Genomic DNA, 22,524 nt, shown 5'->3' with positions numbered 1-22,524 from the left:
CCGACGACCGCCGTGGGAGGCACGATGGCGCTCCAGATCAGCGCGACCAATCCCGAGCAGCCCGCCGTACTCCTGGACCTGCCCTGGAACACCCCGCTCGACCAGTGGCCCGAGGAGTGCCTCGTCGCGCTGCCGCGCGGCATCTCGCGCCATGTCGTCCGCTTCGCCTCGGCCGGACCCGAGGTGGTGGCGGTCAAGGAGATCTCGGAGCGGGGCGCGGTGCGCGAGTTCGGGCTGCTGCGCGATCTGCACCGGCTGGGCATCCCCGCCGTCGACCCGGTCGCGGTGGTGACCGGGCGGCTCGGTCCCGACGGCGAACCGCTGGAACCGGCGCTGATCACCCGCCATCTCAAGGGTTCGCTGCCCTACCGCGCCATGTTCGAGTCGACGATGCGTCCCAGCACCGTCAAGCGGCTCATGGACGCGCTGGCCGTGCTGCTGGTACGGCTGCATCTCACCGGATTCGCCTGGGGCGACTGCTCGCTGTCCAACGTCCTGTTCCGCCGGGACGCCGGGGCGTACGCCGCCTATCTGGTCGATGCCGAGACGGGCCAGATCCAGCAGAACCTGAGCCGGGGCCAGCGCGACTACGACATCGAGCTGGCCCGGGTGAACATCGCCGGGGAGCTGATGGACCTGGAGGCGTCGGGCGCGCTGCACCCCTCCGTCGACCCGGTGCCCTTCGGCGCGGCGATCGTCAAGCGCTACGAGGACCTCTGGCACGAGGTGACGCGCGAGTCGGTGTACCCGGTGGGCAAGCGGCACTACATCGACCGGCGGATCCGGCGCCTCAACGACCTGGGCTTCGACGTGGCGGAGATGCAGATCAAGCGCTCACCTCAGGGAGACACCGTCACGTTCCTGCCGAAGGTGGTGGACGCGGGCCACCACCAGCGCCAGCTGCTGCGGCTGACCGGTCTGGACGCCGAGGAGAACCAGGCCAGGCGGCTGCTCAACGACCTGGAGAGCTGGATGGCCGGTGAGGACGACTACGCGCCGGGCGATCCGCTGGGGGCCAGGCCCGAGGTGCTGGCGCACCGCTGGGTGCGCGACGTGTTCCGGCCGACCGTACGGGCCGTGCCGCTGGAGCTGCGCGGCGAGATGGACACGGCGCAGATCTACCACGAGGTGCTGGAGCACCGCTGGTACCTGTCGGAGGCCGCGGGGCGCGACGTGGGCATGGAGGCGACGATCGCGGACTATCTCGTGAACGTACTGCCGCACACGGTCGGCGCGATGAAGCCGCGGGGGACGGACCCGGCGGACCTGTCCCCCTGACCGGCCGCGCGCGCTGTTCGTTCCGGTCGGCGGAGGGCGCTGTCAGTGGAGGGCGCTGTCACTGGAGGGCGCGTACGGCTGCCGCGAAGACCGCGGGCATCCGGGCCGCCGCCGGGACGATCAGCCGCGCGCCCGCGCGGTGCCCGCCGATCCGCACCAGCGCCTGCGTCAGCAGCCGGTGGCGCCGCGAGAGGGCGCGCCACCGGGCCTCGTACTCCTGCGGTCTGCCCGCGCGCAGACACCGTACGGCCGCCTCGGCCGAGGCCAGCGCGAGCGCGACGCCCTCGCCGGTGAGGGCGTCGACGTAGCCCGCCGCGTCGCCCACCAGGAGCACCCGCCCCGCCGTTCTGCGACGTACTCGGCGGCGCAGCGGCCCGGCGCCCCGTACCGCCGTCGCCGGCTCGCCGTCCAGCCGGGCCAGCAGCTCGGGGAAGTGGGCGAGATGGTCGTCGTAGCCGCGCCTGACCGTGCTCAGGACGGCCACCCCCACCAGATCGTCGCCCACCGGCGTCACATACGCCTCACCGGCCACACCGCCCCCGGGGCCGTCGTCTCCCCGCGCCCAGTGCACCTCCACGAAGTCCGTCCACGGCCGCACCCGGTAGTGGCGCCGCTGGCCGTAGCGCCGGGGCCCCCGCTCGGGCAGCTCAAGACCGAGTCCGCGCCGTACCGGTGAGTGCAGGCCGTCCGCCGCCACCAGCCAGCGCGCCCGCAGCCCGCCCGCGGTGACCGAGTCGGCGCTCTGCTCGACCGCGCCGGCCCGGCCGGTCACCGTCCGCACCCCGGCCTCCTCGGCCCGCCGCGCCAGCGCCGCGTGCAGCTCGGTGCGGCGCACGCCGAGCCCCGTGCCGTTGTCGAACGGCGCCTGTGCCCGATGGGGCCCGCTGACGTAGCGGATGCCGCGCAGCTCGCGGCCGGCGGGGAGGTCGAGCCCGAGCGCGCGCAGGGCGCTTACGCCGCTGGGCATCACGCCCTCGCCGCACGCCTTGTCCACCGGCGTGGCGCGCGGTTCGATCACCACCGTCTCCAGCCCGGCCAGCGCCGCGTGCACCGCTGTGGCGAGTCCGGCGGGCCCGCCGCCCACCACCAGCAGATCGATCACGCCGGGCGCCTAGGCCCGGTCCGCGCCCGGCAGGGGTGGCCCGGCGGGGCCCGGGGCCGCCGTGCCGAGCGCGCCGTTCTCGCAGCGCAGCCGGACGGCCAGCAGGGCCGCGTTGAGGAGCGTGAACACCAGCGCGGTGACCCAGGCGCCGTGCACCAGCGGCAGCGCCACGCCCTCGGCCGCCACGGCGACGTAGTTGGGGTGCCGCAGCAGCCGGTAGGGGCCGCCCGTCACCAGCGGCAGACCGGGGACGACCAGCACCTTGGTGTTCCAGCGCGGTCCCAGCGTACGGACGCACCACCAGCGCAGCGCCTGCGCGGCCAGGACGACGGCGAGCATGGTCCAGCCGACCGGCGGGTCGAACGGCCGGTCGGCCAGCCGCACTTCGGCAAGGCAGCCCAGCAGCAGCGTGGTGTGCAGGGCGACCATGGGCGGATAGTGCCCCCGGCCGTACTCGACGGCGCCGCGCTCCCTGCTCCAGCGCTCGTTGCGCCGGGCCACGACGAGTTCGGCGACGCGCTCGGCGCCGACCGCCAGGACCAGCGCGGTGTACCAGATCATCTCTCTCCCCTGGCTCTGTGACCGATGGGCTGACCGGCCGCGCCGCTACCAGCGGAGCAGCACGAGTTCCGAGCAGAAGCCGGGCCCCATGGCGAGCAGCAGACCGGCGCTCCCCGGGGGTGGCCGTCGCTCGGCGAGTGTGTCGCGCAGGACGTGCAGGACGGAGGAGGACGACAGGTTCCCCACCGCCGCCAGCGAGCGCCAGGTGACGTCGAGGGCTCCGGCGGGCAGGTCGAGCACCTCCTCGACCGCTTCCAGGACCTTGGGGCCGCCGGGATGGCAGACCCAGGCGGTGATGTCCCCGCGGGTGAGTCCGTGGTCGGCGAGGAGACCGTCCACGTCCGCGCCGAGGTTCTTGCGTACGAGGTCGGGAACGCTCGCGTCCAGGACGATGCGGAAGCCGGAGCCGGTGATGTCCCACCCCATCACCTGTTCGGTGTCCGGGTAGAGATGGCTGCGGGTGTCGACGACGACGGGCCCCGCGTACGTGCCGTCGGCCGGTGCCCGGCGGCGGGCGCCGCAGGCCACGACGGCGGCGGCGCCGTCGCCGAAGAGGGCGGTGGCGACGAGGTTGGCCGGTGAGAGGTCGTCGCGCTGGAAGGTGAGCGAGCACAGCTCGACCGAGAGCAGCACGGCGACGTCGTCGGGCCGCCCCAGCAGGTAGTCGTGCAGCCGGGCGATTCCGGCCGCCCCCGCGACACACCCGAGGCCGAAGACCGGCACCCTTCTGACGTCGGGCCGCAGTCCGAGCCGGCCCACGAGCCGGGCGTCCACGGAGGGGGCGGCGATGCCCGTCACCGAGGTGAACATCAGGAAGTCGATGTCGCGGGGTGAGAGCCCCGCCGCGTCCAGCGCGCCGGTGACGGCCTCGGCGCCCAGTGGCAGGGCCGCCGCGATGAAGGCGTCGTTGACCGCGCCGAAGTCCTTGAGACCGGCGTACCGGTCGAGCGGCAGGGCCGTATGACGGGTCGTCACGCGCGCGCTGCCGTGCAGCCGGTCGAGGACCCGGCGGTCGGCGCCCTCGGGCAGACACGTCCTGGCGACCATGTCCGTGATCTCGTGTTGGCTGTACCGGTGGGGAGCCAGGGCTCCGTGGACGGCTGCGATGCGGGTCATCTGCGGTCCGGGGTCGGGGGCGACTGACGTGTGCCATTCCTGCCCGCGCACCACCGCGCCACACGCGAAGTCGCCTGGACGGCCCTCGGCGGTGGGCGTACGGCCGGTCCGTGGCCGGGACACGCACCCGGACGGGCGCGACCCGGAGGCACCGTTCCGGGCCGCGCCTACGATGAGCGCGTGGACGCTTACGAGCAGCCGGGCACCACGGCGGATCCCCCGCGGGTCCCCGGCGCGCCGCCCCGGGCCCGCCACGTCCGGTGGCCGCGCCGGGCCGCGGCTCTGGCGGCGGCCTGCCATCCGGGGCCCACGGTCGCGGTGACCCTGCTGGTCGCCGGGCTCGCCGTGGCGGCCGGGCAGGACGCGTACGGCTGTGTCCTGGCCACCACCGCCGTGCTGGCCGGGCAGTTGTCCATCGGCTGGAGCAACGACGCCGTGGACGCGGCGCGCGACAGGGCCGCGGGACGCGGCGCCAAGCCCGTGGTGGGCGGCGCCGTGGAGGCGCGGACCGTGCGGACCGCCGCCCTGGTCGCGCTGGCGCTCTGCGTGCCGCTGTCCCTCGGGTACGGGGTGCTCGCCGGCGTGGTGCATCTGGTGGGCGTGGCGGCGGCGTGGGCGTACAACCTGCGGCTCAAGCGGACCGTCCTGTCCTGGCTGCCGTACGCCGTCGGCTTCGCGTCCCTGCCCGCCTTCGTCTCGCTCGGTCTGCCGGGGCAGCCCCGGGCGTCCTGGTGGATCGTCAGCGCCGCCGCGCTGCTGGGAGTGGGCGCGCATCTGGGGAACGTACTGCCGGACATCGAGTCCGATCTGGCCCTGGGGGTACGCGGCTGGCCGCAGCGCCTGGGGCCGGCCGCCGTCCGGCTGCTGCTTCCGGTCCCGCTGGTGGCGGCCACGCTCCTGCTCGCGCTCGGCCGGCCGGGCCCGCTCGGCGCCGCCGCCGTGGGACTCGCGCTGGCCGCGGCGACCGGCGGGTCGCTGATGGGGCGTCACCGGCCGAGGCTGCCGTTCCTCGCGGCGGTCGTGGTCGCCGGTGTGGATGTGGCGCTGCTGCTGTGGCGGGGCACCGGGTCCGGCTGAGGCGCGGCCGTCTCCGTACCGGTGTGAACGACTGATCGAGGCGTCCGGGGGCACTCGGCAGGCTACGGGCACGGACACCGCGCTCAGCGGCGACCGGCCGTCGAATCCTCGGGAGTGGAACCATGTTGGGCTTCGCAGCAGCAGTACTCTTCGGCGTCGCGTTCCTCATCAACGCCACCAACACCTCGGTGGACGCCGTCTTCGCGCCCACCAGTCTCTCGCTCCTCGGGCTGGCCCTGCTCGCCCTCCATGTGGCGGGTGTCGGGGCGGGCTGGGCGGCGCGCGGCCGGCGGCGCTGACCCCGCGCGGCGGCGTGGCCGCCCGGCCCGTCCGTACCCGCGCCGGAAGCCCCGCGCTCAGGCGGTGGTGGCCAGCCGGTCGCGCAGGAAGGCGAGGGTGCGCTCCCAGGCCGCGCCGGCGGATCGCGCGTGGTACGCCTCGGGGCGCCCGTCGTTGAAGAAGGCGTGGCCCGCGCCCGGGTAGACGTGGAAGACGGGGACGATGCCCGACTGGTCCTGGATCGTGGTCCGGAGCTCTTCGAGGGCGGCGAGCGGCACGGTCTCGTCCTGCTCACCGTAGTGGCCGAGGATCTCCGCCTTGAGGCGGCCGAAGTCGGGTACGCCGTCCTTGTTGACGCCGTAGAACGGGACGGCGGCGGAGACCCGCTGGTCCTCGGCGGCGAGGCTGAGGACGAATCCGCCGCCCATGCAGAAGCCGACGGTCCCGACGGTGTCGCCGTCGGTCTCCGGCCGGGCGAGCAGATAGCCGACGGCGCCTTCGAGCAGCTCCACCCCGCGCGCGGTGGGCAGTTCGAGCATCATGCGCAGCGCCTCGTCGGCGTCGTGCGCGACCTCGCCCCCGTAGAGATCGGGGGCCAGCGCGACGAAGCCGGCCTGGGCGAGGCGGTCGGCGACGTCCTTGATGTGGGAGGTCAGTCCCCACCACTCCTGGATGACGATGACACCGGGGCCGTGTCCGGCCGGGGGTACGGCGAGATAGCCGTACGCGGTGGTCCCGGCGCTCGGGAAGGAGACGTTCTGGAGGTTCGGCTCGGTGGACATGGGGGTGCTCCCAGCTGTTGACGGGTGACGTCAGGATCGTACGGAAGCGGGCGTGCGGACGGCGCGCGCCCCTCCGGGTGTCGCAGGTCACCCGCCGGATCGCGCCGAACTCTCCGGTACGGGCACGCGGCGGCGGTCCTGCGCGTTGAGCCGGTTGGTTCGTGTGACACCAGAGGAGAGATGACGGAATGGCCCTGTGGGACCGGTTCAAGGAATCCGCCGCGACGATGCAGACGCAGCTCGTGGCGAAGAAGAACGACCTCAAGAGCGGTGCCTTCCGCGACGCGAGCATGGCGATGTGCGCCCTGGTCGCCGCGGCGGACGGTTCGGTCGACCCGTCGGAGCGGCAGCGGGTCGCCGCGCTCATCGCCAACAATGAGGTGTTGCAGAACTTCCCGGCGGAGGACCTCCAGCGGCGCTTCGACGACTGTCTGAACAAGCTGGCCGCCGATTTCGCGTTCGGGAAGGTCGGTCTGCTCCAGGAGGTCGCCAAGGCGAAGAAGAAGCCGGCGGAGGCGCGGGCCGTCATCCAGATCGGCATCGTCATCGGTGGCGCCGACGGCGACTTCGACAAGACCGAACAGGCCGTGGTCCGCGAGGCGTGCTACGCGCTGGACCTGCCGCCGCACGAGTTCGACCTCTGATTCGACGGCTGACAGCACCGGTTCACGGTGAGCGCGGGGCGGTGGCGGAAAGCCACCGCCCCGCGCGTTCTCCGTCCGGCGGACACTCCCTACGACCGGGGCTTCGTGTCCCGGCCCGCGCGTCCGGCGCTCTCGCGTCTGAAGGCCCAGGCCATCTCGGGCTCCAGGGCGAAGCGGAAGACCCGCTGGACCGGAGGCGTGCAGAGCGCGGTGACGATCGCGGCGGCGAGGACGGTCACGAAGACGGCGCCCATGGGCTCGTGCAGCCACCGCGGGTCGTACCAGTGCCAGGTGGAGGCGGACTGGGCGAGGAATCCGTGCAGCAGATAGCCGCAGAGCGTGCCCGCGCCCAGGACCGTGAACCACATGGGGCGGCCGGGCACCCACGCGTAGAAGCAGGCCGTCAGGATCAGTGAGCAGCCGAAGAGGCCGAGCGACATCAGGATCCCGACCCACCAGGGCGCCCCCAGCTCCTGGGCGCTGTCACGGTGGAAGAACCAGTCCATGTTCATCCGGGTGACCGCCCAGTAGGCGAAGGCGACGGTGGCCGCGAAGACCGGAACGGCCAGCAGACGCACCTCCCTGCGGCGCACCAGCTGGAAGTGTTCCGGCTTCAGCTGGAGACCGAGCACGAAGAACGGCAGGAACTGGAGGACCCGCTGGAGGTCGAGGTCGTCGCCGATGTCCGGCGAGACGACGGCGAGCGCGGCGATCACCAGCGCGAGCGGGAGCGGCCACCGGACCAGACGCCAGATGGGGGCCGTCATGCGCCAGATGAAGAGGGCGAGCAGGAACCAGGTCAGGTACCAGGGATCCAGCAGGCTGATCTCCATGGACGGATCGTTGTCCGTGTACCGGTGGAAGAGGCTGTAGCCGACCTCGAACACGATGTACGGGACGGCTATGCCGGTGATCAGCCGGCGCACCCGGTCGGGGCGGAAGTCGAAACTGCGGGAGAAGTAGCCGGAGATGATGATGAACGCCGGCATGTGGAAGGTGTAGACGACGACGTAGAGCGCGGAGACCGCCCGGCTGCTGTCCCGCAGCGGCTCCCAGGCGTGCCCGACGGCGACCAGGACGATCGCCAGGTACTTCGCGTTGTCGAAGAACGCGTCCCTCTTCTTGCCCGGTGTCCCGGCCGTCGCGCCCGCCGCCGGGGCGGCCGTCGGAGCCCCGGTCCGGTCGGCGTGTTGCTCTGTGGTCTGCGTCATACTGCCTCCCGGAGGGAACGCGGGAGATCACGGACGCCTCTTAGCAAGTTCGTGGGGGGAAACCGCGAAGGAAACATTCAAGGCACCCTAACGAGGTCTGCCGCCCGCTCTCCACCCGGGTGGCCGGGACCGGACCGGCCACGACCGATGCCGGCTCCCCCGGTACCGTCGTCGGCACTCCACGGTGAGGAGGATCCGTTGCCCATCGCGTCCGTCACGTCCGTCGCATCCGTCGCGCATCCCGTGCTGGCCGTTCCGCTGTTCGATCCGGACGCGGGACAAGGCGCGCGCCAGTTCGCCGAGCTGGGTCTCGCGCTGCTGCTGTCGAGCCTGATCGGAGCCGAGCGGGCCACCCAGCAGAAGAGCGCGGGGCTGCGTACCCACACCCTCGTCGGTGTGGGCAGCGCACTGTTCATGGTGGTGTCGCAGCACGGCTTCAACGCGGTGCTCGGGCTGGAGAACGTCTCCTTCGACCCGTCGCGCGTCGCCGCGCAGATCGTCTCCGGCATCGGCTTCATCGGCGGCGGGCTGATCTTCGTACGCCGGGACGCCGTACGGGGACTGACCACCGCCGCCACGGTCTGGCTCACCTGTGCCATCGGCATGGCGTGCGGCGGCGGGCTGCCGCTGCTGGCCATCGGGGCCACCCTCGTGCACTTCCTCGTCATCCAGGGCTACCCGTGGCTGACCCGGCGCGTCCCGGCCCTCGCCAGCACCGAGCAGACACGGCTGCATCTGTCCTACCGCGTGGGTACGGGGGTGCTGACGCGGGTGCTGGAGCACATCGCCGGCCAGGGCTTCGAGGTGGCGCGGATCCGGGTGGACCGGGCGGCCACGCTCCCCGCCGACCAGGACGAACAGGAAGATCTCCACGCCGGGACCGCCCTGGTGTACGTCGATGTCGAGGGCACCGGCAGCGTCCATCAACTGGTCGCCGAGGTGGCGGAGTTCGACGAGGTGCTGAGCGTGTCGTCCCTGGAGGCCGAGATCGGCGACTGACCGTACGCTCAGCGGTCGAGGAGCGCCGCCGCGAGCCGCTCGATCCTGGCGTGCCACACGGTCAGGGCGGTGTCCGTGTCGAACCCCTCCGGACCGGTCCGGGTGAGGACGAGCCGGGCACCGTGGCCGGTGCCCTCGCCCAGTTCCCAGCTGACCGCCGCATCGGGTTCCCACTGGTACGTGAGGGAGACCGGCGGCCGGACCTCGGTGACCGGGCCCGCCGGGACCTTCTCGGCGGTGAAGCCCTCCGGGACGGGCAGTCCGGCGACGGGCTCGATACCCGCCGACAGGACCTCCCAGACGGTCTCGGCCGGCCGGACCAGCTGGCGTTCGAAGCGGACCCGCCGCACGGAGCCGCCCGCACCGCCCGCCGCACCGCCCGCCGCTCCGCCCGTACCGCCCGCTCCGCCCGCAGGCTCGGTCTCCGGCGCGGGTACGGTCTCGACGGTGCCGCGGTCGAGGCCGAACGCGTGCAGGTACGACTCGTGCAGCGCTCCGGTGTCCCGGCCGGGCGAGACGGGCGCGCCGTCGAGCAGCTGGGCGAGCGCGGTGACGCAGAGATGCCAGCCGGAGGCGAAGCTCGCGGCGCCGGGCAGATCGCCGAAGGTGTGGACGAGGGTGAGCCGGGACCCGGCGCCGTCGGGGGCGATGGACCAGCTCAGATGGTCGGTGCCCCAGGTGAAGGCGAACAGCCGGGGCTCCTCGGCATCGGTGACGGTGCCGGTCATCCCGTCGGCCGCGGCATCGGCGCCGGGGAAGCGGAAGTCCATCCGGCCGCCCGGGGCGAGGTCCAGCGCGACCGTGGCGGGGAACCACTTCCCCAGCGCGGCGGGATCCGTGAGGGCGGCCCAGACCCGCTCGGGCGGATGCGCGAGCCCGCGCTCCATCCGCAGCGCGGTACGGCCGTCCGCCGTGGTCAGGGTGGCGTTGTCCAGACCCGGGTCCGGATCCGGGTGGGGGCGGGGGTCGGGGTTCGTGTTCATGGGATGTCGTCCTCCGTCGCGTCGACAGCGGTGCGAACTCTGGCCGGAATTTCCTGGTGACAGCTCGTCACCAATTCCCGCATAGTTGTAGGTTCGGGCATTCGGAGGCCGATCTCCGCCATACGGCGGAATCGATCTGCGCATTCGCCCCGCGAGACCGCGCGACGTCACTGAACAGCACTGCGGCCCAGGCCACCAGGCACGACAGAACGGCGCAAGGAGAGCGGCCGTGCATGACGAATTCCTGTGCCATGTCACCGCGTACGGAATCTGCGGCGGACAGCGGATCGGCGTACCCCTGGGCACCTATCGCGCCCCCACTCTGCCTCTTGCACTGTGGTGGTTGCGGGACCGGGCGACCTGGATAGCGGAACGGCTCGACCCCAGCCCGGAAAGGGACCACTTTCCGGCCAGGGCACTGACTCCGGTCGGGGAGAGCGTGCCGGACGTACCGGCCACCCTGCGGGCCTGGCGGGACGACGTGGCCCATCAGGACATGATCGCGGAGCAGTTGGCCGCGGGGCGTCTCATTCGTGTCGCCACCCGCGACGACACCACGGAATACGAATTGCTCGCGGAATCCGTGGACGCGCTGAGAATGGACCGGGCGCTGCCCGTTCTGATCACTCCCGTAGCGCTGCCCGGGAGATCCCTGCTGGAACCCTCTCTCACCGCTCCGGCCCCGCTCGCGTACGGCGAGCGGGGCGAATACCTCGGGGGCCCGCTGCCCTTCGGCCCGCTGTACGGATGATGGTCCGCTGTACGGATGATGATCCGGTGACGGAGGCGATCCGGCGCGCGGGTGTACGGGGTCAGCGCGCGGCGTCCGCCGCCGTTTCCCCCTGGGCGATCTCGATATGGGTGTGCAGGTCGTCCGCCGCGCCGATCGCCGTGGCGCCGGAGGCCGCCAGACACACCAGCAGCGCGCCGGCGACGAGCCGGCCGGTGCGGGGCAGGACCGGCCGCCCGGCCGTGGCGGTGTCGAGCAGCGCGGCGACCCGGCGCGGCACGGGCCCCGCCGTCGCCGCGCGGACAGCGCCCGGTCTGGCGGGCAGCGGCGCCCTGGTGGCGAGCGCGGCCCTGCCGATGGCGCGGGCGGCGAGCCGGCGGTCGCCGACGGCCGCCGCCGCGGATTCGTCGGCGGTGCGCTCCAGCGCGTAGGCGAGGGGTTCGCGCAGGGCGCGCAGCGCGGGATGGCAGCGGGCGGCCAGCTCCACCAGGACGAGCAGGAGATGGTGACGGCCGCGCAGATGGGCGCGCTCGTGGGCGAAGAGCGCCTCGCGCTCGGCGGGCTCCAGGGCGCGCAGCATGCCGGTGGTGACGACGATGCGGCCGGGGCGGCCCGGCAGCGCGTACGCGTCGGGCCGATCGTCGCGCAGGACGGCCAGCTCGTCCCGGGTACCGGCGACGGCGGCCCTGGCCCGGCGCAGCTCGGCCCGCTCGCGCAGCGCGGCGGCGGCCACCAGCGCCGTACGCCACAGCAGCAGGCCCCCGGCGGCCAGCGCGAGCGCCACGGCGACCGGGGGCGGTCCCGCGGTCAGCGGCTCGACCAGATCGCCGAGGACGGCGACGAGGGGCAGGTAGGACGCGCCCGGCACGACCAGCACGGCGAGGGCGGCGGAACTGCTGGCGGCGAGGGTGAGCGCGACGGCGGTGAGCAGCCAGGCCGCGTGGCGGGGCGCGAGCGCGGCGGCGACCCGGCGGGCGGCGGGGACCGCGAGGAACGGCATCAGCAGCGGTACCCAGACGAGGAGTGTCATCGGGCCTCCCCGCCGTCCAGCAGGGAGCGCAGCAGCGCCTCGTCCTCGTTGTTGAGCTGGGAGACGAACCGGGCCAGGACCGCGCCCCGGTCCTCGTCCTTCGCCAGCTCCGTGTGCATCCGGCGGGCGGTGAGCCCCGGGGCGTCCTCGGTCGGTGTGTACGCGTAGCCGCGGCCCGCCCGCACCCGGCTGACGCTGCCCTTCTCGTACAGCCGCGACAGGATGGTGGTGACCGTGGTGCGGGCGAGCGACACACCGAGCACCCGCTGCACCTGGGCCGGGGTGAGCGGCTCGGCCGCCGCCCACAGGGCCGCCAGCACACCGGCCTCCAGCTCCCCCGCCGGCCGCCGCTCCGCGCTCCGGTCGCCCATGGAACGCCCCTCCCGTTTCCTTCGTCTACAGTGAAGTAGACCGTCTACAGAATTGTAGTCAATCGGATCGTCATGCAGGTTCCCCCTGCCCACCATTATGGGAGCAGCCCCTCTTATGGCCGTATCCGCGCTGGCGGCGATGCCGCAGGCCGTGAATCCCCTCGACGCGGGCTCGCTGCTCGCCGCCTTCGGTGCCCTCGGCATCGCCGTCGTCCTCTTCGCCGAGACCGGCCTGCTGATCGGCTTCTTCCTCCCCGGTGACTCGCTGCTGTTCACCGCCGGGCTCCTCTGCGTCCCCGGCATCGGCGGCGCGGTGCACCTCTCGCTGCCGCAGGTGCTTCTCGCGGCGGTGGCCGGCGCCCTGCTGGGGGCGCAGACCGGCTTCTGGATCGGGCGGCGCGGCGGCCGGGCGCTGCTGGCGCGCGGCCGGGCCCGCAAACTGCGCGAGGGCGCGGCGCGCGCCGAGGAACTCCTCGAACGGTACGGCCATGCCAAGGCCATCGTGCTGGCGCGCTTCGTCCCCGTCGTGCGCACCGTGCTCAACCCGCTGGCCGGGGCCCTGAACGTACCGGCGCGTGTCTTCACCCTCTGGCAGGTTCTCGGCGGCGCGCTCTGGACGGTCGGGCTCGTGCTCGCGGGCTACGCGCTGGGGTCGTCCGTGCCGAACGTCGACCGCTATCTGCTGCCCGTCGTCGCGCTCGTGGTGGCCGTGTCGCTGCTCCCCCTCGCTCTCGAACTGCTGCGCTCGCGGCGCGCCGCCCGGGGGAGCACCCGATGACGGCGAGCGGCGCGGCCGCGTTCGTCGGCGACGACCACTGGTTCGACGACGGCCTGTACACCTCGGTCACGGAGCTGGCGCACCGCTCCCCCGGCCCGCTGGACACCGCGATCTCCCTCTGGTCGGCCTACGGGCTCGCGCTGTTCGGTGCGCTGCTGCTGGCCGTGTGGTGGCGCGCCCGGCGCCCGGCGTCGGGAGCGCGGGACGCCGCGGGTCCGGCGCGGGCGATGCTGGCGCTGGCGGCGCCCGTGGTGGTGCTCGCCGCCTTCGTCGTCAACAGCGCGCTCAAGTCACTGCTGCGGGAGCAGCGCCCCTGCCGGACGCTGCACGTGGTCACCGTGGAGGCGTGTCCCGCGCTCGGCGACTGGTCGCTGCCGAGCAACCACGCCGTCATCGCGGCGGCCGCGGCGACGGTCCTGTTCTTCACCGACCGCAGGCTCGCGGCACTCGCCGTACCCGCCGCGCTGCTGATGGCGGCGTCGCGCGTGTGGGTGGGGGCGCACTATCCGCACGACGTGGCCCTGGGGCTGGCGGTGGGGGTTCTGGTGTCCTGGCCGCTGATGACCGCCGCCCGCCGCACCGCGCCGCTGGCGGGGCGGCTGCGGGAGACCCGGCTGCGGCCCCTGGTCGCCAGACGGTGAGCCGTCCCGACCGGCCGCCGGGCGGCCGATGAGTCCCGGGCCCGGCGGGCGTCTACCGTGAGGAAGAGAGTCCCGAGCGAGGGAAGGACCTGCCATGTTCGGCACGACCAAGGCATTCAGCGGATTCGCCGTGGACGACATCGAGAAGGCCCGGCGGTTCTACGGCGAGACGCTCGGGCTGGAGGTGTCCGAGGAGTACGGGCTGCTGCGCCTGCACCTCGGCAGCGGCGCCGTCGTGCTCGTCTACCCCAAGCCCGGTCACTCCCCGGCGTCGTTCACCGTCCTCAACTTCCCGGTGGACGACATCGAGGCGGCGGTGGAGGAGCTGGGCGGCAAGGGGGTGCGCTTCGAGCGCTACCCCGGCATGGAAGCGGACGAGAAGGGGATCTTCCGGGGCGGCGGCCCGTACATCGCCTGGTTCACCGACCCGGCGGGGAATGTGCTGTCCGTGCTCCAGGACCGGTGACCGCGCGGGCCCTCAGAGCCTGAGATGCAGGATGCGCAGCCCCACGTAGCCCTCCGTCGGATGCCGGAAACCCTCCGGCAGTGTGCCGATCACCTCGAAGCCGAGCGACTCGTACAGCTTCAGCGCGTGGGTGTTGGTCTCCACGACGGCGTTGAACTGCATGGCGCGGAATCCGGCCGCACGGGCCCACTCGATGGAGTACGCGCACAGGGCCCTGCCCACACCGCGTCCCGCGTGCGCCGGGTCGACCATGTAGCTGGCGCCCGCTATGTGCGAGCCGTTGCCCAGGTGATTGGTGTTCATCTTGCCGGTGCCCACGACCGTTCCTGCGTCGTCGACCGCGACGACGGTGCGGTTCGGCGCGGCCTGGGTCCACAGGTCGCGGCCCTCCGTCTCCGTCAAGTCGGCCGGATAGGTGAAGGTCTCGCCGTCGGCGACGATCCGGTGGAAGAAGGGCCAGATGGCGGGCCAGTCCCCGGGGGTGGCTTCCCTGATCAGCATGGGCACAGGATGCCGTCGCCGGCTCCCTCGCCACCAGTGTTTTTCGCCCTGGGCGTGACACCGCGACGGGCCGCGCCGGGCGTCGCGGCCCGGTTTCGCGGGAGCGCGTGCCGGGCCCGGTACTCTCCGGAAAACCGGGTACCCGAGGACCGGCGGCATCGTCGCCCCACCCGGACGTACCACCCGGCGGATTTCAGCAGACAAGAGGCGGGAAGCGCATGTTCGAGGCCGAAGACATCCGGGAGTGGCGGGGCCACGATGTGGTCGACTCCGAGAAGAAGAAGATCGGCTCGCTGGAAGCCGTGTACGTCGACACGGCGACGGACACCCCCTCGTTCGCGACGGTCACCATCGGTCTGCCCACCCAGCGGCGCCTGGTCTTCGTCCCGCTGACCGACGCCACCGTGGGACCGGGGTACCTGAAGGTCGTCTGGGACAAGAAACTGGCCAAGGAGGCGCCGTCGATCGACCTCGACGGCGAGCTTCTCGCGACGGACGAGCCGGCGGTCTTCGCGCACTACGGACTGCCCTATGCCACGGGCGCGAACGGCGAACGGCGGCTCGGCCGCCGCTGAGCCGCACGGCCGGGCCGGTGAGCCGTACGGCCGGGCCGCCGAGCCGCACGGCCGGGTCAGGAGGAGGGCGCGGCGAGCCGCTCCGTGCCCCCTCCGAACGGCAGGAACGTCGTCCGGGTGGCGAGGAGCCAGCGGCCGCCCTCCTTGCGGAAGGTGTCCTCGTAGTGGCCGATATTGGCCGGCAGCCGGGTCGGCACCATGCCGCCCTGGTAACCGTCCACCCGGTACGTGGCGAAGTACGTGGTGGCCGAGGCCGTGGTCGGGGAATCCAGGGTGACCAGGATGTTCGTACACATCCGGCGCGACAGCCGGTCCGCGGGCCGGGAGCCGAAGTAGTCGCGCAGCGCGTCCCTGCCGGTCACCCGGCGGTCGTCGTACGGCCATTCCCAGACACCGTCGGGCGTGAACAGCTCCGCCACGGTGCCGGGTTCGCCGAGATCGAGCCTGCGGACGAACTCGATGATCAGACGCTCGCAGGCCCGCTCGGCCAGCAGCCGTTCCACCGGGTCGATCCCGTTCCCCGCCGTATTCCACGGGTCGTGCGCCGTCGCGTCCGCCGGCTGATCGTCTGTCATGACCACTTCCTACCAGCACGGCGCCGTCCCCGTGCGGCGGTGGCCGAAATGCGGCGACCGTAGGCCCGATTGGTCTGGACCACACCTCGCGCGACCGCTAGGGTCCCTGCATGCCGACGCCCGGTGTCATGTCCCCTTCCCTCCGTCAGCCGCGTACCGAGGACCGAACCGCCGTGATGGATATCGTTGTCGTGCTCCGGGCCGAGGACGCCGTCCTCGACTTCCTGTCCGTACTCACCGACGAGCGCGGTGGCGAGATCCGGGTGATCCTCGGCGACCGCGCCGGGACGCTCACCCTCGCTCCGGGGACGGACGCCGCCGAGCGCCTCGCTCTGCTCGCGCCGCGTGTCGGGCCCGTGACACCGGACATCGTCTCGCCGGGCCCCGCGGCCATCGCCGCGCTGCTGCGCGACGCGGCGGCCGGGGGGACGCCGCGGATCTGGACGCACTCCCCGGCGGACAACCGCCGCGGCCGCGGCCGGCTCGGGCGCGACACCGCGATCGCCGCCACCGTCCTCGGCAGCGCCGGGGCCGAGGTCCACCACGCCGTCGGCCACTCGCCGTACCTCCAGTTCCTCAGCGATCTCGACCGGCCGCTGGACCGGGAGCGGGTCGCGGCGAAGCTCGGGTTCGTCAACGGCCCGTGCGCACACCTGCTGACCGAGCCCGATCCCGAGTTCGTGGTGGAGACGGCGCGGATCCCCGCCACGGAGCGCTTCTTCGACGCCGACCCCGACCAGCGCGAGCGGCTGTACGCCCTGCTCGCCAGCCTGGACGAGGAGGCGGCCTCCGTCGTGGACCCCTGGGAGTTCGGGAGTTCGCCGTACGAGGCACAGCGGCTGGACGCCACGGCCCGGTGGATACGGGAGCGGTGCCCTGCCGGAGGCGGCGGGGTGGTGGAGGTCGGGGCCTGCGAGGGCGCGCTGACCGGCCGGCTCGCGGCGGCGGGCCTCGCCGTGCGGGCCACCGAGCCCAATCCGGTCTTCCTGCCCCGGCTGACCGCCGCGCTCGCCGGGACCGGCGGGGTCACCGCGGACGGCGCGGATCTCGCCGCGCTGGCCAAGGAGGACACCGCCCCGGCCGCCGCGCATCTGCTGATCGAGATGCTCTACTACGGCCAGGACCTGGCGCTCCTCGACGACCTGCCCACCTCGCTCCTCTTCGTCGCCCTCGAACCCGAGGCGCTGCGCACCCGCGTACGCCCGTGGCTGGAGCGGTCGGCGGTGTGGCGCGCCGATGAGGAGGTCGTGCTGGCGCCGCCGCGGGTCGAGGCGGTCTGCGCGGGACGCGCCTATCTGAGCAAGCGCGGCAGCACGGGCCTGCTCCTGCGGCGGATCAGCCCCTGAGGGAGCGCCGAAGGAGCGCCGCCGTCGCGCCAGGAGGCACCGCGGCCACCACCGCCATCGCGTCCGGGAGGGCAGAGATGTACGACAGCTGTGTCGGGCTGGGCTACCACTGCGAGTCCACCCACCAGATCCGGCGGATCACCGGCAACGACCGCGCGCACTTCTTCGACTGGCTCGATCTCGAATTCGAGTCCGTCGTGGAGACGATCGCCGGGGACTTCGCGCACGTCCTGCGGCCCGGGATGGTCGAGCCCTTCGGCGACGGCCACTGCGCGCTGGACCGGGGCAGCGACATCCGCTTCTTCCACGACTTCCGGCCCTCCTCCGGCGCCACGCTCACCGCACCGGACATCGAGCGTCAACTCGCCGGTGTCCGAGCCAAGTTCCAGGCACTGGCCGATCGCTGGCGCACCCTCGCCGGATCGTCCGCGCGGGTGCTGTACGTCCACCACGACGCCTTCGACGAGCTGGCCGCCGCCGATCTGCGCCGACTGCGGCTGACCCTCGCGACGGCGCATCCCGGCCACCGGTTCGATCTGCTCTGGCTGCGCCGCACCCCGCCGTCGGACGCCGCCGGGCTGGGGCCCGGGATCCGCTGGGGCACCGTGGCGGCTCTCCCGGGCCGGTGGCAGGGCGACGACGCCGCGTGGGACGCCGCGTTCCAAGGGGTGCGGTTCGCCGGCCCCCGTCCCCGTACGACCGCGAACGACAGGAGCGACTCCGTATGACCACGCCACCCCCCGCACCGGCAGCGACCGTGATCATCTCCCCGCACTTCGACGACGCCGCGCTCTCGCTGGCGGGACTGATCCCGGCGCTGGACTCCCCGGTCACCGTGGTGACCGTCCACGGCGGCGCGCCCGCTCCGGGACACGAGGTCTCCTGGTGGGACCGCACCTGCGGGTTCTCCTCCGCCGGGGAGGCGCACCTCGCCCGCCTCGCCGAGGACGCGCGGGCCTGTGCGGTGCTCGGTGTGGAGCGGGTCGTCCTGGCCCATCCCGACGGCCCCTACGGGTACGGGAGCGACGGCGCGCCGGACGAGATCGACGCCTTTCTGGCGGACCTCGATCCGGCCGCCCGTGTGCTGATCCCGCTGGCCACCAACCAGCCCGACCACGCGAAGGTCCGCGACCGCGCGCTGGCCGTCCTGGAGAAGCTCGGCAGGCCGCTGCCCCTCGTCTACGCCGATCTGCCCTACACGGGCCATCTGCCGGAGTGGGGCACGGCCGGGACGGACGCCGCCCTGCTGGAGAACAAGGACTTCGGGGTGGCGTACCGGGAGATCGCGGGCCGCTTCCGTACCCGTATCGCCCACGACGCGGTCCTCACGGACCGCCAGTGGGCGGCCAAGCGCGCGGCGGTGCTCTGTTACGCCTCGCAGCTCGCGCCGCTCGCCGTCGACCACGGGAGCCTGCTGGCGCGCGGGGGGCCGCTGCGCGCCGAGCGGGTCTGGGAGCTGACGGGGCCCGCGTGAGCCGGTGAGCCGCGGCACGTCCGGCGGCACGCCCATCCGGGGGCCGTTCCCGGGACGCGGGGTCCCCGCGGGGTAGTAGACGAGACATGACCCGAAAGCGTTTCGGTACGCCGGGGACCGGGCAGCGGCTGCGGAGCCTGTTCCACCAGGCCCTGGCCGCGCCCGCCGTGCTCACCTGGAACCGCGGGCGCGACATGGAGCTGATGCACCGGGCCATGAGCTTCGCCGCGCTCGGTTTTCTGACGCTGGTGCCCCTGCTGATCCTCGTCGCGGCGGCGGACCCCGCGAGCGGCCACGGCTTCGCCCGCTGGCTGGGGCAGGGGCTGGGGGTGTCCGGGGCGTCGCAGGAGGAGATCCAGCAGCTGTTCGGCAGACCGGGGCAGGCGTTGCAGCGGACCACGGCGCTGGGTCTCGCCGCGCTCGCCGCGTTCGGTCTGACGTTCGGGGGCGCGGTGCAGACGGGTTACGAGCGGGTCTGGGAGCTGCCGACGGCCCGCTGGCACACCATGTGGCGCCATGTGCTGTGGCTCGCGGTCCTCGTCGTCTTCCTGCTCATCTTCGTCAACACGCCGGTCACGTCCGACTCCCCGGTCGCGCTGGTGCTCGCCACGGTGGGCGATCTGGTCGGGACGTTCCTCTTCTTCTGGTGGTCCCAGCACCTGCTGCTCGCGGGCCGGGTCCGCTGGCGGCCCCTGCTGCCGGGGGCGGTGGCGATCGCGCTGGGCCTGCTCGGCCTGCGGTTCTTCTCCCGGGTCGTCTTCTCCCCGCTGATCGCCTCCAACGCCGTCACCTACGGGCCCTTCGGGACGGTGCTGGTGCTCCAGTCCTGGCTCGTCGGCGTGGGCTTCGTCGTGTACGGCGGGGCGCTGGTGGGGCGTCTGTACCACGACCACCGCACCCGGCTGCGCCTGGGGCGGCGGCTCGTCGAGGGGGACGGCGCCCAGGGGGCGCGGGGGGACGCGGGGGGCCGCTGAGCGGCGGTCCGCCGGTCCCTCCACTTCCCGGCCGGAGCGAACGCGGGTACGGTGATCGCTCCGCGCGAGCCGCCGCCGTCTCCGCAGCCCCGTGCCCCTCGCACCCGCTGGAGACCGTCCCCGATGTCGTCGCTCGCCGCCTCCTCCGTGTCCCTGCCCGCGCCGCGCCGGGCCTGGGCGACCGATCTGCCGGTCCTGCTGGTCGCCGTGGTGTGGGGCGCCAGCTATCTGACCGCGAAGGGCATCACCACGGGCACGACGGTGCTCGCCGTGCTCGTGCTGCGCTTCGCGGTGGTGCTGCCCGTGCTGGTGGTCGCCGGGTGGCGCGGGCTGCGGGCGCTCAGCGCGGCGCAGTGGCGGGGCGCCGGGGCGCTCGGGCTGGTGCTGAGCGGGATCTTCCTGCTGGAGACGTACGGTGTCGTGCACACATCGGCGACCAATGCCGGGCTGATCATCAGCCTCACCATGATCTTCACCCCGCTCGCCGAGGCCGCCGTCACCCGGGTCAGGCCGCCCGCCTCGTTCGTCGCCGCGGCCGGGCTGTCGGTCGCGGGCGTGGTGCTGCTGACCCAGAGCGGCGGATTCACCACGCCGTCGGTGGGCGATCTGCTGATGCTGCTGGCCGCGCTGGCCCGTACCGCGCATGTGCTGGCCATGTCCCGGAGCCGGGCCGTGCGGGGCGCGGACTCGCTGTCGCTGACGACCGTGCAGCTCGGCGGCGCCGTCGCGGTGTTCGCGGTGCTGGCCGCGCTGCCCGGCAGCGGACCGGCGCCGTGGACGGTGGCCGCCGGGTTCGGGGCCCGGGAGTGGGCGGCGCTGCTCTTCCTGTCGGTGTTCTGCACGCTGGCCGCGTTCGCTGTCCAGATGTGGGCGGTCCGCCGCACCTCGCCGTCGCGGGTCAGTCTGCTGCTCGGTACGGAACCGCTGTGGGCGGCCGCGGTCGGGATCACGCTCGGCGGCGAGCGGCTGGGCGCGGCCGGGCTGCTCGGCGCCGTACTGGTCCTGGCGGGCACGTCCTGGGGCCGGCGCGCCGCCGGCCGCTGAAACCCGCCGGCCGCCGAAACGGCCGGAGCCGTGCGGGCGTGCGCGCGGCACGCCGGCACGTCCCCGGCCCGGTTGTCAGAGGTCGAACTCGCTCGGCGCGATACCGACCGCGAAGCACGCCTCGCGCACGACCGCGCGCTCGCTCGCGTCGAAGTCGCCGTCGGCGCCGCCGATGACGATGCCGATCTGGATGACCGCGCGGGCCTCGGTGGGCTTCTTCGCGACCTTGCCGATGGTCTGGAGGATGGCGACCTTGCCGAAGTCGAAGTCGGCCGTCAGCTTCTGGCAGTAGTCGTTGAACCGCGTCTGGAGATCCTCGGCGGGGAAGTTCTGGAGCACATCGTTGGTCATGATCAGCGCGGCGACGCGCTGCCGCTCCGACGCGTCGATGGACCCGTCGGCGGCGGCGACCAGGGCGCACATGGCCATGCTCGCGTCACGGAACGCGCCGCTCTTGAGGTCGTTCTTCTTCGCGTTCAGCTGCGTCTGCATCGACGAGGCCGAATCCTTGATGCGGTCCCACAGGGCCACGTGAAATCTCCTGAATAGTGGTTCAGCGATGGATGGACGACCGGCCGGCCTGCCGCTCCCTGACCGGGAGCGGCAGGCCGGTCCGGAAGTTCTCGTGCCGGAAGGGCTCTACCGGAAGGGCTTCAGAGGTGCGGGGTGACCGCGGGCATCAGGTCCTGGAAGGTGCGTCCCTCGGCGGGGCTGCCGATGGCGGACATCTGCCAGCCACCGCCCGACCGGTAGACCTTGGCCATGATCTGCGCCGTGTAGCGGCCACCGCCGTCGAGCGTGTAGCGGGCCAGCTCCTGGCCGGTGGTCTCGTCGACCAGACGGCAGAAGGCGTTCTGCACCTCTTCGAAGGTCTGGCCCGTGAACGAGTTCACCGTGAAGACGATCTGGTCGACGTGGACGGGCACACGCTGGAGGTCCACGACGATCGACTCGTCGTCACCGCCCTGGCCCGCGCCGCCGACCCGGTTGTCACCGGTGTGCTGCACCGAACCGTCGTCGCTGGTCAGGTGCTGGAAGAAGACGACATCGACGGCTTCCTTGCCGGCGAAGAGCAGCGCCGAGGCGTCCAGGTCGATCTCACGGGCGGTCATACGGGCGAAGAACCCCTTGCGCGCGGCCTGCCAGCCCAGACCCATGCGGACGACGGTGAGTTCACCCCCGCCGGACTTGGTCAGGCTGATCTGCTGGCCCTTGGCAAGATTGACGCTCATCGTTCGCTCCTGGAGGTTGTACCGGCCCGGCCTCGACGCCGCTGCCGGACTCAGGGGTCGGATACGGGTGTCAGACGTTGACGCCGTAGTCGGACGCGATGCCGGCGAGACCGGAGGCGTACCCCTGGCCGATGGCGCGGAACTTCCACTCCGCCCCGTTGCGGTACAGCTCGCCGAAGACCATCGCGGTCTCGGTGGAGGCGTCCTCGCTCAGGTCGTAACGGGCCAGCTCGGCGCCGCCCGACTGGTTGACCACGCGGATATAGGCGTTGCGGACCTGGCCGAAGCTCTGGCCGCGCGACTCGGCGTCGTGGATCGACACCGGGAAGACGATCTTGGAGATCTCGGCGGGGACGGCGGACAGGTCGACCTTGACGATCTCGTCGTCGCCCTCGCCCTCGCCGGTCAGGTTGTCGCCGGTGTGCTCGACCGAACCGTCCGGGCTCCGGAGGTTGTTGTAGAAGACGAAGTGCTGGTCCGAGGCGACCTTGCCGGAGCCGTCGCACAGCAGGGCGCTGGCATCCAGGTCGTGGTCGGCCCCGGTGGTGGTCCGCACGTCCCAGCCGAGAGCCACCAGTACGGCGGTCAGACCGGGAGCCTCCTTGCTCAGCGAGACGTTGCCGCCCTTGGCGAGGCTCACACCCATGTTGTTTCCTTCCGTCCGTCCCAAACCGGGCACGCCGGACGCCCCGACGCGCCTCGTGCCTTATGACACGATCTCAAATCTACAACACTGTAGAAATTGACCGTCGTGA

General features: G+C 72.9%; 27 protein-coding genes and 1 pseudogene. 15 read left to right on the top strand and 13 right to left on the bottom strand.

All coding sequences use genetic code 11. The annotated features are described in order from the left end of the window. Window positions 1-24 precede the first annotated feature (24 nt). Entirely contained in the window at window positions 25-1,278 is a 1,254-nt protein-coding gene (locus OG627_RS32175) for a DUF4032 domain-containing protein (protein WP_329071172.1), read from the top strand. A 58-nt stretch (window positions 1,279-1,336) separates the two neighbouring features. Here OG627_RS32175 and OG627_RS32170 read toward each other — a convergent pair whose 3' ends face one another. The 3 genes from OG627_RS32170 to OG627_RS32160 are packed head-to-tail and all read right to left on the bottom strand — an operon-like array spanning window position 1,337 to window position 4,057. Then, a complete protein-coding gene (locus tag OG627_RS32170) occupies window positions 1,337-2,380 on the bottom strand; it encodes an NAD(P)/FAD-dependent oxidoreductase (RefSeq protein WP_329071171.1) in 1,044 nt (347 codons plus the stop codon). 9 nt (window positions 2,381-2,389) lie between these two features. Continuing rightward, on the bottom strand, window positions 2,390-2,941 hold the full coding sequence (locus tag OG627_RS32165; RefSeq protein WP_329071169.1) for an isoprenylcysteine carboxyl methyltransferase family protein: 552 nt from the start codon (window positions 2,939-2,941) through the stop codon (window positions 2,390-2,392). 45 nt (window positions 2,942-2,986) lie between these two features. Then, a complete protein-coding gene (locus OG627_RS32160) occupies window positions 2,987-4,057 on the bottom strand; it encodes a type III polyketide synthase (RefSeq protein ID WP_329071167.1) in 1,071 nt (356 codons plus the stop codon). Between the two features lie 180 nt (window positions 4,058-4,237). On the opposite strand from OG627_RS32160, the gene OG627_RS32155 reads away from it, so the two are divergent. Both OG627_RS32155 and OG627_RS32150 read left to right on the top strand, forming a co-directional pair. After that, a complete protein-coding gene (locus tag OG627_RS32155; protein WP_443073576.1) occupies window positions 4,238-5,134 on the top strand; it encodes a UbiA family prenyltransferase in 897 nt (298 codons plus the stop codon). 122 nt (window positions 5,135-5,256) lie between these two features. After that, the gene (locus OG627_RS32150) at window positions 5,257-5,433 is read left to right on the top strand and encodes a hypothetical protein (RefSeq protein WP_329071163.1); all 177 of its coding nucleotides are present in this window, start codon (window positions 5,257-5,259) and stop codon (window positions 5,431-5,433) included. 57 nt (window positions 5,434-5,490) lie between these two features. Here OG627_RS32150 and OG627_RS32145 read toward each other — a convergent pair whose 3' ends face one another. Next, window positions 5,491-6,195, bottom strand: coding sequence for a dienelactone hydrolase family protein (locus OG627_RS32145; protein WP_329071161.1), 705 nt, complete (start codon window positions 6,193-6,195; stop codon window positions 5,491-5,493). Window positions 6,196-6,383: 188 nt separating this feature from the next. Between OG627_RS32145 and OG627_RS32140 the strand changes: the two genes are divergently transcribed. Further along, the gene (locus OG627_RS32140; protein WP_329071159.1) at window positions 6,384-6,839 is read left to right on the top strand and encodes a tellurite resistance TerB family protein; all 456 of its coding nucleotides are present in this window, start codon (window positions 6,384-6,386) and stop codon (window positions 6,837-6,839) included. A gap of 89 nt (window positions 6,840-6,928) precedes the next feature. Here OG627_RS32140 and OG627_RS32135 read toward each other — a convergent pair whose 3' ends face one another. Further along, window positions 6,929-8,050, bottom strand: coding sequence for an acyltransferase family protein (locus OG627_RS32135; RefSeq protein WP_329071157.1), 1,122 nt, complete (start codon window positions 8,048-8,050; stop codon window positions 6,929-6,931). A gap of 198 nt (window positions 8,051-8,248) precedes the next feature. Between OG627_RS32135 and OG627_RS32130 the strand changes: the two genes are divergently transcribed. Continuing rightward, a complete protein-coding gene (locus tag OG627_RS32130; protein ID WP_329071155.1) occupies window positions 8,249-9,049 on the top strand; it encodes an MgtC/SapB family protein in 801 nt (266 codons plus the stop codon). Between the two features lie 8 nt (window positions 9,050-9,057). On the opposite strand, the gene OG627_RS32125 is transcribed toward OG627_RS32130, so the two are convergent. Continuing rightward, a complete protein-coding gene (locus tag OG627_RS32125) occupies window positions 9,058-10,032 on the bottom strand; it encodes an SRPBCC family protein (RefSeq protein ID WP_329071153.1) in 975 nt (324 codons plus the stop codon). 229 nt (window positions 10,033-10,261) lie between these two features. Here OG627_RS32125 and OG627_RS32120 point away from each other — a divergent pair. After that, a pseudogene (locus OG627_RS32120) lies at window positions 10,262-10,669 on the top strand (hypothetical protein); the annotation flags it as partial. Window positions 10,670-10,844: 175 nt separating this feature from the next. On the opposite strand, the gene OG627_RS32115 reads toward OG627_RS32120, so the two are convergent. After that, window positions 10,845-11,792 (bottom strand): M56 family metallopeptidase, encoded by a 948-nt coding sequence (locus OG627_RS32115; protein WP_329071151.1) that lies wholly within the window; start codon window positions 11,790-11,792, stop codon window positions 10,845-10,847. Then, on the bottom strand, window positions 11,789-12,163 hold the full coding sequence (locus OG627_RS32110) for a BlaI/MecI/CopY family transcriptional regulator (RefSeq protein WP_329071149.1): 375 nt from the start codon (window positions 12,161-12,163) through the stop codon (window positions 11,789-11,791). Before OG627_RS32110 ends, OG627_RS32115 begins: the two co-directional genes overlap by 4 nt. Window positions 12,164-12,278: 115 nt before the next feature. On the opposite strand from OG627_RS32110, the gene OG627_RS32105 reads away from it, so the two are divergent. The 3 genes from OG627_RS32105 (at window position 12,279) to OG627_RS32095 (ending at window position 14,048) form a co-directional block, all read left to right on the top strand. Next, entirely contained in the window at window positions 12,279-12,941 is a 663-nt protein-coding gene (locus tag OG627_RS32105) for a DedA family protein (protein WP_329071147.1), read from the top strand. Beyond that, the gene (locus tag OG627_RS32100; RefSeq protein ID WP_329071144.1) at window positions 12,938-13,582 is read left to right on the top strand and encodes a phosphatase PAP2 family protein; all 645 of its coding nucleotides are present in this window, start codon (window positions 12,938-12,940) and stop codon (window positions 13,580-13,582) included. Before OG627_RS32105 ends, OG627_RS32100 begins: the two co-directional genes overlap by 4 nt. A 94-nt stretch (window positions 13,583-13,676) precedes the next feature. Next, window positions 13,677-14,048 (top strand): VOC family protein, encoded by a 372-nt coding sequence (locus tag OG627_RS32095; protein WP_329071142.1) that lies wholly within the window; start codon window positions 13,677-13,679, stop codon window positions 14,046-14,048. A 12-nt stretch (window positions 14,049-14,060) separates the two neighbouring features. On the opposite strand, the gene OG627_RS32090 is transcribed toward OG627_RS32095, so the two are convergent. After that, the gene (locus OG627_RS32090) at window positions 14,061-14,549 is read right to left on the bottom strand and encodes a GNAT family N-acetyltransferase (protein WP_329071140.1); all 489 of its coding nucleotides are present in this window, start codon (window positions 14,547-14,549) and stop codon (window positions 14,061-14,063) included. 218 nt (window positions 14,550-14,767) lie between these two features. Between OG627_RS32090 and OG627_RS32085 the strand changes: the two genes are divergently transcribed. Further along, a complete protein-coding gene (locus OG627_RS32085) occupies window positions 14,768-15,124 on the top strand; it encodes a PRC-barrel domain-containing protein (protein WP_329071138.1) in 357 nt (118 codons plus the stop codon). A gap of 56 nt (window positions 15,125-15,180) precedes the next feature. Here OG627_RS32085 and OG627_RS32080 read toward each other — a convergent pair whose 3' ends face one another. Beyond that, a complete protein-coding gene (locus tag OG627_RS32080; protein WP_329071136.1) occupies window positions 15,181-15,699 on the bottom strand; it encodes a nuclear transport factor 2 family protein in 519 nt (172 codons plus the stop codon). A 173-nt stretch (window positions 15,700-15,872) separates the two neighbouring features. On the opposite strand from OG627_RS32080, the gene OG627_RS32075 reads away from it, so the two are divergent. From OG627_RS32075 to OG627_RS32055, 5 genes are all read left to right on the top strand, one after another. Beyond that, window positions 15,873-17,045, top strand: a complete 1,173-nt coding sequence (locus OG627_RS32075) for a hypothetical protein (RefSeq protein ID WP_443073575.1) — start codon at window positions 15,873-15,875, stop codon at window positions 17,043-17,045. 77 nt (window positions 17,046-17,122) lie between these two features. Then, window positions 17,123-17,773, top strand: coding sequence for a DUF1796 family putative cysteine peptidase (locus tag OG627_RS32070; RefSeq protein WP_329071132.1), 651 nt, complete (start codon window positions 17,123-17,125; stop codon window positions 17,771-17,773). After that, entirely contained in the window at window positions 17,770-18,519 is a 750-nt protein-coding gene (locus tag OG627_RS32065) for a PIG-L deacetylase family protein (protein WP_329071130.1), read from the top strand. The genes OG627_RS32070 and OG627_RS32065 overlap by 4 nt, the downstream gene beginning before the upstream one ends. Window positions 18,520-18,605: 86 nt before the next feature. Beyond that, window positions 18,606-19,493 carry a YhjD/YihY/BrkB family envelope integrity protein gene (locus tag OG627_RS32060; protein WP_329071128.1) on the top strand — a complete coding sequence of 296 codons (888 nt, stop codon included), beginning with the start codon at window positions 18,606-18,608 and terminating at the stop codon, window positions 19,491-19,493. A 123-nt stretch (window positions 19,494-19,616) separates the two neighbouring features. Further along, window positions 19,617-20,537 (top strand): DMT family transporter, encoded by a 921-nt coding sequence (locus OG627_RS32055; protein ID WP_329071126.1) that lies wholly within the window; start codon window positions 19,617-19,619, stop codon window positions 20,535-20,537. Window positions 20,538-20,612: 75 nt separating this feature from the next. Here OG627_RS32055 and OG627_RS32050 read toward each other — a convergent pair whose 3' ends face one another. The 3 genes from OG627_RS32050 to OG627_RS32040 all read right to left on the bottom strand — a co-directional run bounded on the left by OG627_RS32050 (window position 20,613) and on the right by OG627_RS32040 (window position 22,415). Beyond that, window positions 20,613-21,068, bottom strand: coding sequence for a tellurite resistance TerB family protein (locus OG627_RS32050; RefSeq protein WP_329071124.1), 456 nt, complete (start codon window positions 21,066-21,068; stop codon window positions 20,613-20,615). Between the two features lie 122 nt (window positions 21,069-21,190). Beyond that, a complete protein-coding gene (locus OG627_RS32045) occupies window positions 21,191-21,769 on the bottom strand; it encodes a TerD family protein (RefSeq protein ID WP_329071123.1) in 579 nt (192 codons plus the stop codon). Window positions 21,770-21,839: 70 nt separating this feature from the next. Continuing rightward, window positions 21,840-22,415, bottom strand: coding sequence for a TerD family protein (locus tag OG627_RS32040; RefSeq protein ID WP_329071120.1), 576 nt, complete (start codon window positions 22,413-22,415; stop codon window positions 21,840-21,842). Window positions 22,416-22,524: the final 109 nt, after the last annotated feature.

The sequence above is a fragment of the Streptomyces sp. NBC_01429 genome, assembly GCF_036231945.1.
Taxonomy (GTDB): Bacteria; Actinomycetota; Actinomycetes; order Streptomycetales; family Streptomycetaceae; genus Streptomyces.
This window is presented reverse-complemented; position numbering and strand designations above follow the sequence as displayed.

Coding starts and splice junctions, on each gene's coding strand:
- OG627_RS32095 (WP_329071142.1), top strand. CDS start 13,677: ATGTTCGGCACGACCAAGGCATTCAGCGGATTCGCCGTGGACGACATC.
- OG627_RS32165 (WP_329071169.1), bottom strand. CDS start 2,941: ATGATCTGGTACACCGCGCTGGTCCTGGCGGTCGGCGCCGAGCGCGTC.
- OG627_RS32110 (WP_329071149.1), bottom strand. CDS start 12,163: ATGGGCGACCGGAGCGCGGAGCGGCGGCCGGCGGGGGAGCTGGAGGCC.
- OG627_RS32055 (WP_329071126.1), top strand. CDS start 19,617: ATGTCGTCGCTCGCCGCCTCCTCCGTGTCCCTGCCCGCGCCGCGCCGG.
- OG627_RS32140 (WP_329071159.1), top strand. CDS start 6,384: ATGGCCCTGTGGGACCGGTTCAAGGAATCCGCCGCGACGATGCAGACG.
- OG627_RS32065 (WP_329071130.1), top strand. CDS start 17,770: ATGACCACGCCACCCCCCGCACCGGCAGCGACCGTGATCATCTCCCCG.
- OG627_RS32060 (WP_329071128.1), top strand. CDS start 18,606: ATGACCCGAAAGCGTTTCGGTACGCCGGGGACCGGGCAGCGGCTGCGG.
- OG627_RS32045 (WP_329071123.1), bottom strand. CDS start 21,769: ATGAGCGTCAATCTTGCCAAGGGCCAGCAGATCAGCCTGACCAAGTCC.
- OG627_RS32080 (WP_329071136.1), bottom strand. CDS start 15,699: ATGACAGACGATCAGCCGGCGGACGCGACGGCGCACGACCCGTGGAAT.
- OG627_RS32085 (WP_329071138.1), top strand. CDS start 14,768: ATGTTCGAGGCCGAAGACATCCGGGAGTGGCGGGGCCACGATGTGGTC.
- OG627_RS32070 (WP_329071132.1), top strand. CDS start 17,123: ATGTACGACAGCTGTGTCGGGCTGGGCTACCACTGCGAGTCCACCCAC.
- OG627_RS32100 (WP_329071144.1), top strand. CDS start 12,938: ATGACGGCGAGCGGCGCGGCCGCGTTCGTCGGCGACGACCACTGGTTC.
- OG627_RS32115 (WP_329071151.1), bottom strand. CDS start 11,792: ATGACACTCCTCGTCTGGGTACCGCTGCTGATGCCGTTCCTCGCGGTC.
- OG627_RS32160 (WP_329071167.1), bottom strand. CDS start 4,057: ATGACCCGCATCGCAGCCGTCCACGGAGCCCTGGCTCCCCACCGGTAC.
- OG627_RS32135 (WP_329071157.1), bottom strand. CDS start 8,050: ATGACGCAGACCACAGAGCAACACGCCGACCGGACCGGGGCTCCGACG.
- OG627_RS32125 (WP_329071153.1), bottom strand. CDS start 10,032: ATGAACACGAACCCCGACCCCCGCCCCCACCCGGATCCGGACCCGGGT.
- OG627_RS32040 (WP_329071120.1), bottom strand. CDS start 22,415: ATGGGTGTGAGCCTCGCCAAGGGCGGCAACGTCTCGCTGAGCAAGGAG.
- OG627_RS32105 (WP_329071147.1), top strand. CDS start 12,279: ATGGCCGTATCCGCGCTGGCGGCGATGCCGCAGGCCGTGAATCCCCTC.
- OG627_RS32175 (WP_329071172.1), top strand. CDS start 25: ATGGCGCTCCAGATCAGCGCGACCAATCCCGAGCAGCCCGCCGTACTC.
- OG627_RS32090 (WP_329071140.1), bottom strand. CDS start 14,549: ATGCTGATCAGGGAAGCCACCCCCGGGGACTGGCCCGCCATCTGGCCC.
- OG627_RS32145 (WP_329071161.1), bottom strand. CDS start 6,195: ATGTCCACCGAGCCGAACCTCCAGAACGTCTCCTTCCCGAGCGCCGGG.
- OG627_RS32150 (WP_329071163.1), top strand. CDS start 5,257: ATGTTGGGCTTCGCAGCAGCAGTACTCTTCGGCGTCGCGTTCCTCATC.